Consider the following 15782-nt stretch of genomic DNA (forward strand, 5'->3'; position numbering starts at 1 on the left):
TGCGCGCGGGTGAACCTTGCCTGACCGCGCGGCAAGCCCCTATGTCCCCTGCAACGCGTTTGACGCAGCAAAGGGATTAACCATGAAGAAGATCGGCTTCCTGTCCTTCGGCCACTGGTCGCCCGAACCGGGGTCGCAGGTCCGCACGGCGCAGGATGTGCTGCTGCAATCCATCGACCTGGCCATAGCTGCCGAGGAACTGGGCGCGGACGGCGCCTATTTCCGCGTCCACCACTTCGCCCGCCAGCTTGCCTCGCCTTTCCCGCTGCTGGCGGCCGTCGGCGCGCGGACCAGCCGGATCGAGATCGGCACCGGCGTCATCGACATGCGCTATGAAAACCCGCTCTACATGGTCGAGGACGCGGGCGCGGCCGACCTGATATCCGGGGGGCGGTTGCAGCTTGGCATCAGCCGGGGCAGCCCGGAACAGGTGGTCGATGGCTGGCGCTATTTCGGCTATCAACCCGCCGAGGGCGAGAGCGACCAGGACATGGCCCGCCGCCATACCGAGGTCTTCTTGCAACAGCTTGAAGGCCGGGGCTTCGCGCGTCCGAACCCCCGCCCGATGTTCCCGAACCCGCCGGGCCTGCTGCGGCTGGAACCCCATTCCGAAGGCCTGCGCGACCGCATCTGGTGGGGATCGGCCTCCAACGCCACGGCCGAATGGGCGGCGCGGATGGGCATGAACCTGCAAAGCTCGACCCTCAAGGTGGACGAAGGCGGAGAGCCGTTCCACGTCCAGCAGGCCCGCCAGATCCGCACCTATCGCGATGCGTGGAAAGCGGCGGGCCATGCGCACGCCCCGCGCGTGTCCGTCAGCCGCTCGATCTTCGCCCTGGTCAGCGACATGGACCGCCGTTACTTCGGGCGCGGCGGCAAGGACAGCGACCAGATCGGCAATATCGACAACTATCGCGCCGTCTTCGGGCGCAGCTATGCCGACGAACCCGACCGCCTGATCGACCAGCTGCGCGAGGACGAGGCCATCGCCGAGGCCGACACCCTGCTGCTGACCGTGCCGAACATGCTGGGCGTGGACTACAACGTCCATGTGATCGACAGCATCCTGCGCCACGTCGCCCCGGCGCTTGGCTGGCGCTAACCCAGGCCGGTTTCGCGCAGATACAACCTGACCGCATCCGCCACATGGCGGAAGCGGTCGCCGCCCAACGGCTTGCCGCCATACCACCGCGTCACGACCACCACGTGATCCCGCAGCCCCGCGCGTTCCAGCATCTGCAGGATCAGCGCGCCCGCGCCCGCCTCTCCGTCGTCGTCCTTGACCGGCTCGCCCGACAGGATCGCCGCCCAACTGTTATGCGTGGCCTTGGCGAACCGCTTGGCGCGCTTCAACTCGGCCAGCAGCGCCTGCGCATCGGCCCGCGTGGCGGCAGGCCCGCCCGAGACCGCATAGCGCGATCCCCGGTCGGATATGATCTTGTCAAAGACCTGCATCGCCCGGTCAGGCGCCCCGCCGCCGCACATACAGTTCCAGCCGATGATGGACGATCTCGTATCCCATCTCGGCGGCGATCTCGGCCTGCAACCGCTCGATCCGGTCGTCCGTGAACTCGACCACCTCGCCCGTGTCCACGTCGATCATGTGGTCGTGGTGGCGCTGGTCCGCGGCCTCCCACCGGGCGGGCTCTCCCTGGAATTCCAGCTTGTCGATCACGCCCTGGGTCTGCAGCGTGGTCAGCGTGCGGTAAACGGTCGCCAGCGACACCCCCGCCCCCGCCGTCTCGGCCCGGCGGTGCAGTTCGGCGGCGTCGGGGTGATCCTCGCTGCCCGCGATCACCCGCAGCAGGGCGGCGCGCTGCCGCGTCACCCGCACCCCCGCATCGCGCAGCGCCTGTTCCAGCTGATTTGCACGGTTTTCCATGAAACTTTCATGCCGCATCCGGCGTTCAGTTGCAACCAATTCTCATCTATTGACAGATGAGAATCGCTCTCACATAAAACGGATCATGAAGTCATCAATTGCCCTTGCCCTTGCCTTCGCCCTGACCGCCCTGCCCGCCCATGCCGAGCGGCTGAAGGTCGCCACCACCTTCACCATCATCGCCGACATGGCCCGCAACGTCGCGGGCAATGCGGCGGATGTGGAATCCATCACCAAGCCGGGGGCCGAGATCCACAACTACCAGCCCACGGCGGGCGACCTGATCCGCACGGCGGATGCGCGGCTTGTCCTGGCGAACGGGCTGAACCTGGAATCCTGGTTCCAGCAGTTCATCGACCAGCTGGGCGACGTGCCGGTCGCCGTGGTCAGCGACGGGGTCCAGCCCATGCCCATCGCGGGCGGCGATTACGACGGCAAGCCCAACCCTCACGCCTGGATGGCGCTGGACAACGCGCTGATCTATGTGGACAACATCGCCGCCGCGATGGCCGCAGCCGATCCCGAAAACGCCGCGACCTACCGCGCCAATGCTCAAGCCTACAAGGCTGACATCACCTACACCATCGCCCCCCTGCGCGACGCCGCCCGCGCCCTGCCCGCCGACCGCCGCTGGCTGGTCACGTCCGAGGGCGCGTTCTCATACCTCGCCCGCGACTTCGGGTTGCGGGAACTCTATCTCTGGCCCATCAACGCGGATGCCCAAGGCACGCCCCAGCAGGTGCGCCATGTAATCGACGTGATGCGCGACAACGGCATCGACGTGGTCTTTTCGGAATCCACCGTCTCCGACCGCCCGGCCCGCCGGGTGGCTGCGGAAACGGGCGCGAGTTATGGCGGCGTCCTTCATGTGGACAGCCTGTCGGATGCCGAAGGCCCCGTCCCCACCTATCTGGACCTGCTGCGCGTGACGGCGGAAACCATCGTGAACGGCCTGCTGGAATGAGCGACGGGATCCACGTCCAGAACCTGACCGTCGCCTATCGCAACGGCGTCACCGCCCTGCGCGACGCCAGCTTCACCGTCCCGCAAGGGTCGGTCACCGCCCTGGTCGGCATCAACGGCGCGGGCAAATCGACGCTGTTCAAGGCGCTGATGGGCCTTCTGCCGCACACATCGGGCCAGGTCCGCATCCTGGGCGGCACCGTGGAACAGGCGCTGGCAAAGAACCTGGTCGCCTATGTCCCCCAGGCCGAGGAGGTGGACTGGACCTTCCCCGTCCTGGTGGAAGACGTGGTGATGATGGGCCGATACGGCCACATGGGCTTTTTCCGCCGCGCCCGCCCCGCCGACCGGCAGGCGGTGGACGCGGCCCTGGCCCGCGTCGGCATGACCGACTTCCGCCGCCGCCAGATCGGGGAACTGTCGGGCGGCCAGAAGAAACGCGTCTTCCTGGCCCGCGCCATCGCGCAAGAGGCCCGCGTGATTCTGCTGGACGAACCCTTCACCGGCGTGGACGTGCAGACCGAACAGGCGATCATTGCGCTTCTCAGGGACATGCGCGACGAAGGCCGGGTGATGCTGGTCTCCACCCATGACCTGGGTTCCGTGCCGGAATATTGCGACCGCGTGGTGATGGTGAAGGGCACGGTCCTGGCCCATGGCCCCACCGAGACGACCTTCACCCCCGAAAACCTGAAGCGCGCCTTCGGCGGCGTCCTGCGCCATTTCGTGCTGGGCGGCGCGGCGCTGCATGACGACGCCGACCAGCGCAGCCTGGATGTCTTCACCGACGACGAACGCCCGGCAGTCTTTTACGACCAACGCCCCCGCAGGAAGGACGAATGACGGCCCTTTCACCTTGGCACAAATATCCCGGGGGGACCGGGGGGCTGGCCCCCCTGCTGTCGCGGGACGCAAGGGACACCGCCTGATGCTGGACACCCTGCTGATCCCCTTCACCTATGGCTACATGGCGAATGCCATCTGGGTCTCGGCCCTGGTGGGCGGCGTCTGCGCCTTCCTGTCGGCCTACCTGATGCTCAAGGGGTGGAGCCTGATCGGCGACGCCCTGTCCCATTCCATCGTCCCGGGGGTCGCGGGCGCCTACATGCTGGGCCTGCCCTTCGCGCTCGGCGCCTTCCTGTCGGGGGGGCTTGCGGCGCTGACCATGCTGTTCCTGAACAGCCGCACGGGGCTCAAGGAGGACGCGATCATCGGCCTGATCTTCACCGGCTTCTTCGGGATCGGGTTGTTCATGATCTCGCTGAACCCGGTGGCGGTCGATCTGCAGGCGATTACCATGGGCAACATCCTGGCGATCTCGCCCGGCGACACGGCTCAACTGGCGATCATCGGAGGGGTGTCGCTGGTGATCCTGCTGGCGAAATGGCGCGACCTGATGGTGGTCTTCTTCGACGAAAGCCACGCCCGCACCATCGGGTTGCGCCCCGCGCGGCTGCGGGTGCTGTTCTTCACGCTGCTGGCCGCATCCACCGTCGCCGCCATGCAGACCGTGGGTGCCTTCCTGGTGATCGCAATGGTGGTGACGCCCGGCGCCACGGCATACCTGCTGACCGACCGCTTTCCGCGCCTGATCGCGCTGTCGGTCGCCATCGGCACGCTGACCTCGGGCGCGGGCGCCTATGCCAGCTTCTTCCTGGACGGCGCGACGGGCGGCATCATCGTGGTCCTGCAAACGCTGATCTTCCTGGCGGCCTTCACCTTCGCGCCGACCCACGGCATCCTCGCCAGCCGCCGCCGCATCAGAAGGGCCACCGAATGACCTGGCTCACCGCCCCCTTCGCCTATCCCTTCATGGTCGAGGCGATGCTGATCACCGCCATCGTCAGCATCCCCGCCGCGCTGCTGAGCTGTTTCCTCGTGCTGCGGGGATGGGCGCTGATGGGCGACGGCATCAGCCATGCGGTGCTGCCGGGGATCGTCCTGGCTTACCTGGCGGGCATCCCCCTGCTGATCGGGGCCTTTGTTGCGGGCATGATCTGCGCCCTGTCGGCGGGCTGGCTGGACGCCAACAGCCGCGTCAAGCCCGACACCACGCTGGGCGTCGTCATGTCGGGCATGTTCGGCCTGGGGATCGTGATCTATACGCAGTTCCCGACCGACGTGCATCTGGACCATATCCTGTTCGGCAACATCCTGGGCGTCGGACGCGACGACTTCCTGTCAGCCGGGTCGATCTCGGCGGTCGTGGGGCTGGCGCTGGTCCTGAAATGGCGCGACTTCGCGCTGGTGGTCTTTGATCCCGTGCAGGCGCGGGTGGCGGGGCTGCCCGTGGCCTGGCTGAACTATGGGATGCTGGCGATGATTTCCGCCGTGGTGGTCGCCATGCTGTCGGCGGTGGGCATCATCCTGTCGGTCGCGCTGCTGATCGCGCCGGGCGCCATCGCCTTCCTGCTGACCCGGCGGTTGCAGGCGATGCTGGCGCTGTCCGTGGCCGTCGGCATGGGGTCCAGCCTGACGGGCATCTGGGCCAGCTTCTGGCTGGACAGCGCGCCCGCGCCCACTATCGTCGTGGTGATGACGGCGCTGTTCGCGCTGGTCTTCTTCTGGCGGCAGGCGACCGGAGGGCGCACCGCCGCAACCTGACGGAGGACGCGATGCTGCCCGACCGTTCGACCTTTCCGCCGGACTTCACCTTCGGCACCGCCACCTCGGCCTACCAGATCGAGGGATCCCGCCACGGCGGCGCGGGCCCGTCGCATTGGGACACCTTCGCCGCGACGCCAGGCACCATCGCGGACAGCAGCAACGGCAGCCTCGCCTGCGACCATTACCACCGCTGGCAGGGCGATCTGGACCTGATCCGCGACGGGGGGTTCGGGGCCTATCGCTTCTCGGCATCCTGGGCACGGGTGATGCCGAACGGGGTGACGGTGAACCCGCAGGGCCTGGATTTCTATGACCGGCTGGTGGACGGGATGGTCGAACGCGGTCTGGCGCCGCACCTGACCTGCTATCACTGGGAACTGCCCGCCGCGCTGTCGGACATCGGCGGCTGGCGGAACCGCGATATCGCCGGGCGTTTCGCCGATTACTGCACAATCCTGCACGCCCGGCTGGGCGACCGGGTGGCCAGCACCGCCACCCTGAACGAGCCCTGGTGCATCGCCTGGCTGTCGCATTTCCTGGGCCAGCACGCCCCGGGCCTGCGCGACATCCGCGCGGCCGCCCGCGCCATGCACCATGTCCTGCTGGCCCATGGCGCGGCCATGCAGGCGCTGCGGGCCGAAGGGGCGCGAAACCTCGGCATTGTGCTGAACTTCGAGACCGCGCAGCCCGCCGACGACAGCCCCGGCGCGATCCGCGCGGCCCAGGTGCAGGACGCCATCTATAACCAGTGGTTCATCCGCGCCCTCATGGGCCAGGGCTATCCGCAAGCGGCCCTGGACGGGTTGGAACCGCACCTGCCGCAGGACTGGCAGGCCGACATGGCCCTGATCGCGCAGCCGCTCGACTGGCTGGGCGTCAACTACTACACCCGCAGGCTTTACACGGGCGCGCCCGGCCTCTGGCCTCAGGGCGAGGGGGTGGACGGCCCCCTGCCCAAGACGCAGATGGGATGGGAAATCCGGCCCGAGGGCCTGACCGAGTTCCTGACCCGCCTTGCCCGCGATCATGTCGGCGACCTGCCGATCTTCGTCACCGAAAACGGCATGGCCGAGGCCGCGGGCCCCGACATCACCGCCGACCCCCGCCGCATCGCCTTCATCGGCGACCACCTGCGCGCCGCGCGGACAGCCATGGACCAAGGCGTGAACCTGCGCGGCTTCTTTTATTGGTCGCTTTTGGACAATTTCGAATGGGGGTGGGGCTATGGCCCGCGCTTCGGGCTGGTCCATGTCGATTACGCCACCATGGCGCGCACGCCCAAGGCAAGCTGGCATGCCGTCCGCGCGATGCTGCGGGGATAGCGCCTTGGTTGCGTCCACCCCGTCCAGCCGCTATCTGAAAGCCTCGACGCAACGCCAAGGGGCCACCATGATCGTCATCGCCGCCGCCATCATCGGGGCCTTGCTTGGCTGGCGCAGGGCCGGGCAACTGGGCGGCGCGCCGCGCGACCGCGCGCAATACGCGGCGGCCTTCGCCATGGCCTTCGCCGTGCTTGGCCTGTTCGCCACCGTCATCCTGGACCGGATGATCTGATGTTCATCCCCTTCCTCGACAGCCTGCGCCGGCAAGGGGTTCCGGTCTCGCTGCGGGAATGGCTGGACCTGATGGCGGGGATGCAGGCCGGGGTCGCGGGCTGGAGGGTGGACGACTTCTATCACCTGGCGCGCCTGGCGCTGGTCAAGGACGAACGCCACATCGACCGCTTCGACCGCGCCTTTGCCCAGGCGTTCAGCGGCCTGGAAACCATCCCCATCGAGGCGCTTGTGACGGAACAGGCGATCCCCCGCGACTGGCTGGAAAAGCTGGCCGAAAAGCTGCTGACCGACGCGGAAAAGGCGCAGATCCAGGGCAGCGGCAGCTTTGACGAATTGATGCGCAAGCTGCGCGAGCGTCTGGCCGAACAGCAGGGCCGCCACCAGGGCGGCAGCAAATGGATCGGCACGGGCGGCACCTCGCCCTTTGGCGCATACGGATACAACCCCGAAGGGGTGCGGATCGGCCAGGACGAATCCCGCCACCGCCGCGCCGTCAAGGTCTGGGACAAGCGCGAGTTCCGCGACTTCGACGATGGGGTGGACCTGGGCACCCGCAACATCAAGGTCGCGCTGAAGCGCCTGCGGCACTGGGCGCGGCACGGCGCGGCGGACGAACTGGACCTGCCCGCCACGATCCGCGCCACTGCCGACCACGGCTATATCGACGTGCAGACACGCCCCGAACGGCGCAACGCGGTCAAGGTGCTGCTGTTCCTGGACGTGGGCGGGTCGATGGACGACCACATCCGCGTCGTGGACGAACTGTTCTCGGCCGCGCGGGCCGAGTTCAAGCACATGCAGCATTTCTATTTCCACAACTGCCTTTACGAAGGCGTCTGGACCGACAACCGCCGCCGCTGGACGGAACAGACCCCCACCTGGGACGTGCTGCACCGCTTTGGCCGCGATTATAAGTGCATCTTCGTGGGCGACGCCAGCATGTCGCCCTACGAGATCGCGGTCCCCGGCGGGGCCAACGAACACTGGAACCCTGAGGCCGGAGAGGTCTGGCTGCGCCGCGCCGTTGAGACCTGGCCCGACCACGTCTGGCTGAACCCCGTCCCGCAGGCGCATTGGGGTTACACGCAGTCCATCGCCATGGTCGGCCAGATCTTTGAAAACCGCATGATGCCCCTGACGCTGGAGGGGCTGACCCAGGCCATGCGGATCCTCGGCTGACCTCTGGCGACGGGGCCGGGGCGGGACCATATTGGGGCCATGAAATACCTGCCGATCATCCTGCTGGTCCTGTATCTTGCCGCCGTCTGGTTCTTTTCCCTGTGGCGGCTGCGGCAGGATCTCGACCAGCGTTCGACGCCGCTGACCCATCCCCGCCTGGTGCCCATGCTGGACCGGCTGGGCCGCGCCATGGACCTGCCCCCCGTGCGCGCGCATGTCTATGAGGTCGAACCCGTCAACGGCCTTGCCGCCCCCGACGGGCGCATCTTCCTGACACGCGGCTTCATCCGCAAGCTGGACGCGGGCGAGGTCACGCCCGAGGAACTGGCCAGCGTCATCGCGCATGAACTGGGCCATGTCGCCCACGGGCACGCGCGGCGGCGGATGATCGACTTCGCGGGCCAGAACGCCATCCGCATGGCGCTGGCAGGCGTCCTGGGCCGCATCATCCCGGGCCTCGGCGTCTGGATCGCGGGGCTTGTCGCCACGGCGGTCGCCGCCCGCCTGTCGCGCGACGACGAATTCGAGGCCGACCGCTTCGCCAGCGCGCTGCTGATCCGCGCGGGGCTTGGCACCGCCCCGCAGATCTCGTTGTTCCAGAAGCTGGACCGGCTGACCGGCGGGCGTGCGGGCCAGGCCCCCGCCTGGCTGCTGTCCCATCCGCCCGTGGCCCGCCGCATCGCCGCCATCCAGTCGCAGGAAGCCCGCTGGCGCCAGGGCTGAATCGCCTTGCGACACGCGGGGGTTGTCCTATGCTGCGCCCGCACCACGGGACACCACCATGACGCGACCCTTCCGCCGCCGGGTTCTGTACCTTCCCGGCTTCGATCCCATGCCCCCCCGGCGCTATCGCGAGATGTATCGCCGCGAATCGCGGATGCAGGCGCGGATCAGCGGCTATGACCTGGTCATGGAACGGCCCGCCCAAGGCACCGCCTTCGGCTGGCGGACACGCGCGCGCTTTCCCGACGGAGAGGCCGAGGCGAGGACCGAGGTGCTGGTCTGGTCCGACCTGGTGCAGGCCTCGATGCGAACCGGGATCCTGGCGACCTATGGGCAGATGCTGCGGACGGCCTGGATCTATGTGCGCTCCGGCGCGCTGCGGCGGCTGATGCGGCTGCGGCGGGGGCCGGTGCTGGCCGCGCTCTATCCGGTTGCCGTGCTGCTGCTGCAACTGCTGGGCGCGGTGCTGGCCGCAGGGCTTGCGGGATGGGCGGCCCTGGCGCTGACCGGCCTGCCCTGGCTTGCGGCCCCCCTGGCGTTGGCCGCCGCATGGGGCGCGCTGGTGCTGGCGAAATCCCAGGACCACCGGCTGTTCGCGCATTACCTGATGCAGGACTATGCCTTCACCGCCAGCCTGCACGGCGCCTATCCCCCGGTCCTGGAAGACCGGCTGGCCCTGTTCACGCAGCGCCTGTCCGACGCCCTGGCCGAGGATATCGACGAGGTTCTGGTCGTCGGCCATTCCTCGGGCGCCTATCTGGCGGTGTCGCTGGTGGCCGATGCCCTGCGCCGGGGCCGCACCGCGCAAGGCCCCGCGCTGGCGCTTCTGACCCTGGGCCATGTGGTGCCGATGGCGGCCTTCCTGCCGCGCGCCGCCCGCCTGCGCGCCGACCTGGCCTTTCTGTCCGAACGCCCGGATCTGTTCTGGCTGGATGTCACCGCCCCCGGCGACGCGTGCAGCTTTGCGCTGTGTGATCCGGTGGCCGTCACCGGTATGGCGGGGCCGGGCCAACGCTGGCCGCTGGTGATCTCGGCCGCGTTCACGCAAACCCTGTCGCCCCGCCAGCAGCATCAGATGCGCCACCGCTGGATCCGGCGGCACATGCAATACCTTTGCGCCTTCGAGAAACCGGGCGATTACGACTATTTCGCCATCACCGCCGGGCCGCGCCCGCTGGCCAACCGCTTCGCCGGCAGGCAGCACTCGCCCGGCCGGATCGCGGCCCCCGTCGCAGGACGGATGCGATGACCCCACCCCGCCCTGAGACGCGCGAAGGCCGGGGCAGCGTGCTGCGCCTTGCCCGCGCCTTCCGCCGCGACCTGCTGTCGGCCCTGCCCGAACGCCTTTATCGCGCCTGGATGGCCGAATTCCGCAGCCCCCTGATCCACAGCTTCGTCTGCAACGACCCCGCCCTGGTGCGCCTGATCCTGAAGGACCGCCCGGGCGATTTCCCCAAATCCGACCGGCTGCGCGCCGGGCTGGCGCCGCTGCTGGGCGAATCGGTCTTCGTCACCAATGGCGCGCAATGGGCCGCGCAGCGCCGCATCATCGACCCCGCCTTCGAAGGCGGCCGCCTGCACGACAGCCTGCCCGCGATCTTCGCCGCAGCCGACGCCACCGTCGCCCGCCTGCGCCCGGGCGAGCAGGATATCGAGCCCGAATGCAGCCACGCCGCCGCCGACGTGATCTTTCGCGCGCTGTTCTCGATGCCCATCGAACATGACATCGCGGGCCAGGTTTTCCGCGCCTTCCGGGCCCACCAGGACGCGCAGCCGGTGGTAAACCTGGCCGCCCTGCTGCCCTGGCCGCGCTGGCTGCCCCATCCCCATTCCCGCCGCACCCGCCGCACGGCGGCCGAGATCCGGGGCCTGATCACCACGCTTGTCGCCAACCGGATGGCCGCGATCCGCGAGGGCACCGCCCCCGACGACCTCGCCACCCGGATCATGACCACGCCGGATCCGCAGACCGGCCGCTGCTTTTCCGCACCCGAGATGGTGGACCAGGTCGCGATCTTCTTCCTGGCGGGGCACGAGACCAGCGCCTCGGCCCTGGCCTGGGCGCTGTGGCTGCTGGCGGCCCATCCCGAATGGCAGGACGCCGTTGCGTCCGAGGCTGCCGCCCTGACCCCCGACATGGCCGGGATCAACGCCCTGCGCACCACCCGCGCGGTGTTCCGAGAGGCGCTGCGCCTTTATCCCCCTGTCCCGATGATGGTCCGCCAGGCAATGCGGCCGGAAACGATGCGCGGCCGCCCCGTGCCTGCGGGGGCGCAACTGGTCCTGTCGCCCTGGCACCTGCACCGCCACCATCGCCTGTGGGACCGAGCCGACGACTTCGACCCCGGCCGCTGGTCCCGCCCCGAAGGCAAGGCCAGCGCCCGCGATGCCTTCATCCCCTTTTCCGCAGGCCAGCGCGTCTGCCCTGGCGCGGGCTTTGCCATGGTCGAGGGCGTGGTGATGCTGGCCCGCATCACCGCGGCCTTCCGCCTTGAGCCGGGCACGCAGCCCCCGGTCCCCGTCGCCCGCCTGACCGTCCGCGGCCGAGACGGCATCAGCGTCCGCCTGACGCCGCGCGAAAACCTCGCTTCCCCCGCTTGACATTCCCCGCTGCCCAGACAAAAAGGGCGCCAGTGGGGCCGTAGCTCAGTTGGTAGAGCGCATCGTTCGCAATGATGAGGCCAGGGGTTCGATTCCCCTCGGCTCCACCAGTTTCCTCCTACACCGCATCCCCGCGCCGCAGCGCGTAATAGACGCCGCCGCCCACGGCCACGCCGAAGAACCAGCCATAGGTGCCCCACCAGGCGGGCAGCAGCGTGGTGAAGGTCGGCAGGATCGACGAAAAGACGATCCCGATACCAAAGGCGATGAAGGCCTTGGAATGCCAGCCGTTCTGGAACCGGAACTCTCCGTTTTCCTGATACAGCGCCGCGACATCCAGGCGCGACCGGCGGATCAGGTAGTAATCCACCATGATGATCCCGAAGATCGGTCCCATGGTCGAGCCGATGAAGTTGACGAAATGGGCGGCCCCCGTTTCCCACGGCGCCCAGGGAAACAGCGCCAGAGAGATCAGCGCCGCGATATAGCCGCCGCCCTTGAAGGAAATCCGCGACGGGAAGGTGTTCGAGAAATCGAAAGCGGCCGAGACGAAGTTCGCCACCACGTTGATCCCCAGCGTCGCCACGGCGAAGGTCAGGGCCGCCAGGATCGCCAGGAACAGGCTGTCGAACTTGGCCGAGATCTGTTCGGGATGGATCAGCACCTCGCCATAGACGGCATAGGCGGCGGTGGTGGTGACGCCCGCCACCAGGCAGAAGGCCAGCAGGTTGACCGGCAGGCCCCACAAGTTGCCCTTCATCAGCGCCCGTTCATCGGTGGCATAGCGCGAGAAATCGCAGAAGTTCAGGTAAAGCGCGGCGAAATAGGTGATCCAGGTCGCGGCCACGGCGGCCAATGCGGCAACGCTGCCCGGCGCTGCGGTGACGCCCGCGTCGCGCGTGGCCGCGATCAGCACGTCCTGCGGGATCTCGGAGCCAAAGGAGAAGGTGCCGGATTTCGCCACCAGGTAGACGGCCAGCACCAGCATCACGACCCAGACGGCGGGACCGGCCCAGTCCTGGAAGCGGCGCACCGTTTCCATCCCGTTCTGGATGATCAGAAGCTGCGCGCCCCAGACGATCAGGAAACAGATCACCGTCAGGGTGGAATGGCCCAGCAGGAAGCTGGTCTCGTGGAACTGCAACAGCGCCGGGCTGCGGATCAGCAGCGCGACCAGGGCGCCCGCGGCGGCGGCGGTCTGCGCGCCATACCAGAAGCAGGCGACGACCGCGCGGACCAGCGCCGGGACATTCGCCCCGAAGGTGCCGAACGAGGCGCGGGCCAGCACCGGAAAGGGCACGCCCGTGCGCACGCCCGCATTGCCCACCATCGTCATCAGCACGAAGATCACCAGCGATCCGATGCCGATCGCCAGCACGAAATTGACGAAGCTGCCGCACAGCAGGAACAGGCTGGCGGCCAGGTAATAGCCCCAAAGGCTGTGCACGTCCGAGGTCCAGACGTTGAAGATCGAAAACGCCCCCCATTTGCGTTCACGCGCGGGGGCGAGATCCTTGTTGTAAAGGGCGGGGGATGGGTTTTTCAGCTGCATGATACCCTCTTGCCGGGCGCCATGGCGACAGGCTGCGGCCCGATGGGACCACAGGATCACGCATCACGGATTCGTGGGAAGATGGATCGTCGCCCCGCCGCAAAAAAGCCGAAGCGGCGCGGCAAAACGGCATCAAGGGGAACAGCCGCCAGGGGGACCGGCGGCTGTTCGGGTTCCTATCCTGCCAGGGCGCTTGGCTGGGCCTGAACGCCCGCCTCGCGGCGGTTGCGCAGTTCCTCGGCCACCAGGAAGGCCAGTTCCAGCGACTGGCTGGCGTTCAGGCGCGGGTCGCAGGCGGTGTGGTAGCGGTCCGACAGATCCTCGTCGGTGACGGCGCGGACGCCGCCGGTGCATTCGGTCACGTCCTTGCCGGTCATCTCGAAATGCACGCCGCCGGGGATGGTGCCCTCGGCCTTGTGGACGGCGAAGAACTCGCGCACCTCGCGCAGGATCGAATCGAAGGCGCGCGTCTTGTAGCCCGAGGACGATTTGATGACATTGCCGTGCATCGGGTCGCAGGACCAGACGACATTCGCGCCCTCGGCCCGGACTGTCTGGATCAGGCGCGGCAGGTGGTCGCCGACCTTGCCCGCGCCAAAGCGCGCGATCAGCGTCAGCCGGCCCGGTTCGTTGTCGGGGTTCAGCTTCTCCATCAGCGCCTTCAGGTCGTCCGCCGTGGTGGTCGGGCCGCATTTAAGCCCGATGGGGTTCTGCACGCCCCGGCAGAATTCGACATGCGCGCCGTCCACCTGGCGGGTGCGGTCGCCGATCCAGATCATGTGGCCGGATCCCGCGACCGGCAGGCCGGTGGTCGAATCGACGCGGGCCAGGGCTTCTTCGTATTCCAGCAGCAGGGCTTCGTGACTGGTGTAGAAATCGACCTTGGAAAGCTGGTGCGCGGTGTCGGAATTGACCCCCGCCGCCTGCATGAAGGCCATGGCGTCGCTGATCCGGCCCGCGATGTCGCGGTATTTCGCGGCCTCGGGACCGCCCACGAAATCGGCGATCCAGCTTTGCACGCGGTGCATGTCCGCGAAGCCGCCGGTCGAAAACGCCCGCAGCAGGTTCAGGGACGCCGCCGCCTGCGTATAGGCCGCCAGCATCCGCTGCGGATCGGGGATGCGCGATTCGGCCGTGAAATCAAAGCCGTTGATGATGTCGCCGCGATAAGAGGGCAGCTCGACCCCGTTCATCACCTCGGTCGGGGCGCTGCGGGGCTTGGCGAACTGGCCTGCCATGCGGCCGACCTTGATGACCGGCATCTGCGCGCCCCAGGTCAGGACGACCGCCATCTGCAACAGCACCTTGAAGGTGTCACGGATGTTGTCGGCGCTGAATTCGGCGAAACTTTCCGCACAATCGCCGCCCTGCAACAGGAAGGCCCGGCCCTCTGCCGCCTGGGCCAGTTCGGCCTTCAGGCGCCGCGCCTCACCGGCGAAGACCAGCGGCGGATAGCGGCGCAACTGCGCCTCGACCGCCTGGAGGGCGGCAGGGTCGGTATAGTCCGGCATCTGGACGCGGGGATAGGCGCGCCAGCCGGCCTTGTCCCAGCTTTGGGTGGCGGTCTTGCGGTTCTCCTGCGTCATGGCACGGACTCCTTTGGAAATGACCGGAACGGTATAGACGGGAACCGGGCAAAGGAAAAGCGGGACCGCACGGCCCCTGCCCCCTCTTGCGGCAGGTGCAAATCCCTGATGATGTCGTGCGATCACGCGCGCAAAGACTGCCCCCATGCCATCCGACAAGCCCCGCCGCTTCACGTTCCTGCTGCTGGACCGTTTCACCATGCTGCCCTTCACCGCGGCGATCGAGCCGCTGCGCCTGGCCAACCGCGCGGCGGGCCGGACGCTCTACAGCTGGCGGCTTGTCGGGCCGGCGGGGGATCACGCCACCTGCTCGAACGGGGCGCGGGTGGTGCTGGACGCGTCGATCGACGCCGATACCGTGGCGGAACGCGACGACGTGGTGATCGTCTGCGGCGGCACCGAGATCGCGCGCGAGGCGACGAAGCCCGTGCTGAACTGGCTGCGCAGGCAGGCGCGCGGGGGTGCGACGATGGGCGCGGTCTGCACCGGAGCCTGGATCCTGGCCGAGGCGGGCCTGCTGGACGGGCGCAAGGCCACGATCCACTGGGAAAACCACGACGGCTTTGCCGAGGCTTTCCCGCAGGTGGACCTCTATCGGTCGGTCTTCGTGAACGACGGCAACCGGCTGACGGCGGCGGGCGGGACCAGTTCCATCGACCTGATGCTGCACCTGATCGCCGAGGCGCATGGCGATGCCCTGGCGACCGAGGTGGCGGACCAGATGCTGCACACCGCCATCCGCACCGACCAGGACCGCCAGCGGCTGTCGATCCCCACGCGCATCGGTGTGCGCCACCCCCGGCTGGCGGCGGTGATCGCGCGGATGGAGGCGAACCTGGAGGAGCCGATCAGCCCCGCCCAACTGGCCGCCGACGCGGGCATGTCCACGCGGCAGCTGGAACGGCTGTTCCGCCGATACCTGAACCGCAGTCCCAAGCGGTATTACATGGAAACCCGGCTGGCCCGCGCGCGCAACCTGCTGATGCAGACCGAGATGCCCGTCATTGAAATCGCGCTGGCATCCGGCTTTTCCAGCCCCTCGCATTTCTCGAAATGCTACCGCGCCTTCTATGGCAGCACGCCCTACCGCGAGCGCGGGACAGGGGCTGCGGCATCGGCATAGAAAAACCCCG

General features: G+C 68.1%; 16 protein-coding genes and 1 tRNA gene. 13 read left to right on the top strand and 4 right to left on the bottom strand.

Going from position 1 to position 15782, the window contains the following annotated elements; all coding sequences use genetic code 11:
- The first annotated feature begins 82 nt into the window (after positions 1–82).
- Complete coding sequence (locus tag JX613_RS01820; RefSeq protein WP_207099722.1) at positions 83–1102, top strand: LLM class flavin-dependent oxidoreductase; 1020 nt, start codon at positions 83–85, stop codon at positions 1100–1102.
- Here the strand turns inward: JX613_RS01820 and JX613_RS01825 are convergent.
- Together JX613_RS01825 and JX613_RS01830 are read right to left on the bottom strand one after the other, a co-directional pair.
- Positions 1099–1455, bottom strand: a complete 357-nt coding sequence (locus JX613_RS01825; RefSeq protein WP_207099723.1) for a YigZ family protein — start codon at positions 1453–1455, stop codon at positions 1099–1101. The genes JX613_RS01820 and JX613_RS01825 overlap by 4 nt on opposite strands.
- A 7-nt stretch (positions 1456–1462) precedes the next feature.
- Positions 1463–1882 carry a Fur family transcriptional regulator gene (locus tag JX613_RS01830; protein ID WP_207099724.1) on the bottom strand — a complete coding sequence of 140 codons (420 nt, stop codon included), beginning with the start codon at positions 1880–1882 and terminating at the stop codon, positions 1463–1465.
- 85 nt (positions 1883–1967) lie between these two features.
- Between JX613_RS01830 and JX613_RS01835 the strand changes: the two genes are divergently transcribed.
- The 11 genes from JX613_RS01835 to JX613_RS01885 all read left to right on the top strand — a co-directional run bounded on the left by JX613_RS01835 (position 1968) and on the right by JX613_RS01885 (position 11621).
- Positions 1968–2846 carry a metal ABC transporter substrate-binding protein gene (locus tag JX613_RS01835; protein WP_207099725.1) on the top strand — a complete coding sequence of 293 codons (879 nt, stop codon included), beginning with the start codon at positions 1968–1970 and terminating at the stop codon, positions 2844–2846.
- Positions 2843–3688: a manganese/iron ABC transporter ATP-binding protein gene (locus JX613_RS01840; RefSeq protein WP_207099726.1), complete on the top strand. Its 846-nt coding sequence runs from the start codon at positions 2843–2845 to the stop codon at positions 3686–3688. Before JX613_RS01835 ends, JX613_RS01840 begins: the two co-directional genes overlap by 4 nt.
- An 85-nt stretch (positions 3689–3773) precedes the next feature.
- Entirely contained in the window at positions 3774–4625 is an 852-nt protein-coding gene (locus JX613_RS01845) for a metal ABC transporter permease (protein WP_207099727.1), read from the top strand.
- Positions 4622–5449, top strand: a complete 828-nt coding sequence (locus JX613_RS01850) for a metal ABC transporter permease (protein WP_207099728.1) — start codon at positions 4622–4624, stop codon at positions 5447–5449. The genes JX613_RS01845 and JX613_RS01850 overlap by 4 nt, the downstream gene beginning before the upstream one ends.
- Positions 5450–5460: 11 nt before the next feature.
- Complete coding sequence (locus JX613_RS01855; RefSeq protein WP_207099729.1) at positions 5461–6774, top strand: GH1 family beta-glucosidase; 1314 nt, start codon at positions 5461–5463, stop codon at positions 6772–6774.
- 67 nt (positions 6775–6841) lie between these two features.
- On the top strand, positions 6842–7006 hold the full coding sequence (locus tag JX613_RS01860) for a hypothetical protein (protein WP_207099730.1): 165 nt from the start codon (positions 6842–6844) through the stop codon (positions 7004–7006).
- On the top strand, positions 7006–8187 hold the full coding sequence (locus tag JX613_RS01865) for a vWA domain-containing protein (RefSeq protein ID WP_207099731.1): 1182 nt from the start codon (positions 7006–7008) through the stop codon (positions 8185–8187). Before JX613_RS01860 ends, JX613_RS01865 begins: the two co-directional genes overlap by 1 nt.
- 39 nt (positions 8188–8226) lie before the next feature.
- On the top strand, positions 8227–8910 hold the full coding sequence (locus tag JX613_RS01870) for a M48 family metallopeptidase (protein WP_207099732.1): 684 nt from the start codon (positions 8227–8229) through the stop codon (positions 8908–8910).
- Positions 8911–8968: 58 nt separating this feature from the next.
- Entirely contained in the window at positions 8969–10159 is a 1191-nt protein-coding gene (locus tag JX613_RS01875) for a hypothetical protein (protein ID WP_207099733.1), read from the top strand.
- Positions 10156–11511 carry a cytochrome P450 gene (locus JX613_RS01880; protein ID WP_207099734.1) on the top strand — a complete coding sequence of 452 codons (1356 nt, stop codon included), beginning with the start codon at positions 10156–10158 and terminating at the stop codon, positions 11509–11511. Before JX613_RS01875 ends, JX613_RS01880 begins: the two co-directional genes overlap by 4 nt.
- A gap of 34 nt (positions 11512–11545) precedes the next feature.
- A tRNA-Ala gene (locus JX613_RS01885) sits at positions 11546–11621 on the top strand.
- 8 nt (positions 11622–11629) lie between these two features.
- Here JX613_RS01885 and JX613_RS01890 read toward each other — a convergent pair.
- Positions 11630–13063 (bottom strand): NCS1 family nucleobase:cation symporter-1, encoded by a 1434-nt coding sequence (locus JX613_RS01890; protein ID WP_207099735.1) that lies wholly within the window; start codon positions 13061–13063, stop codon positions 11630–11632.
- Between the two features lie 176 nt (positions 13064–13239).
- A complete protein-coding gene (locus JX613_RS01895) occupies positions 13240–14649 on the bottom strand; it encodes a class II 3-deoxy-7-phosphoheptulonate synthase (protein ID WP_207099736.1) in 1410 nt (469 codons plus the stop codon).
- Between the two features lie 145 nt (positions 14650–14794).
- On the opposite strand from JX613_RS01895, the gene JX613_RS01900 reads away from it, so the two are divergent.
- A complete protein-coding gene (locus JX613_RS01900; protein ID WP_207099737.1) occupies positions 14795–15772 on the top strand; it encodes a GlxA family transcriptional regulator in 978 nt (325 codons plus the stop codon).
- The last annotated feature ends 10 nt before the right edge of the window (positions 15773–15782 follow it).

This window comes from Paracoccus shandongensis (genome assembly GCF_017315735.1).
Taxonomy (GTDB): Bacteria; Pseudomonadota; Alphaproteobacteria; order Rhodobacterales; family Rhodobacteraceae; genus Paracoccus; species Paracoccus shandongensis.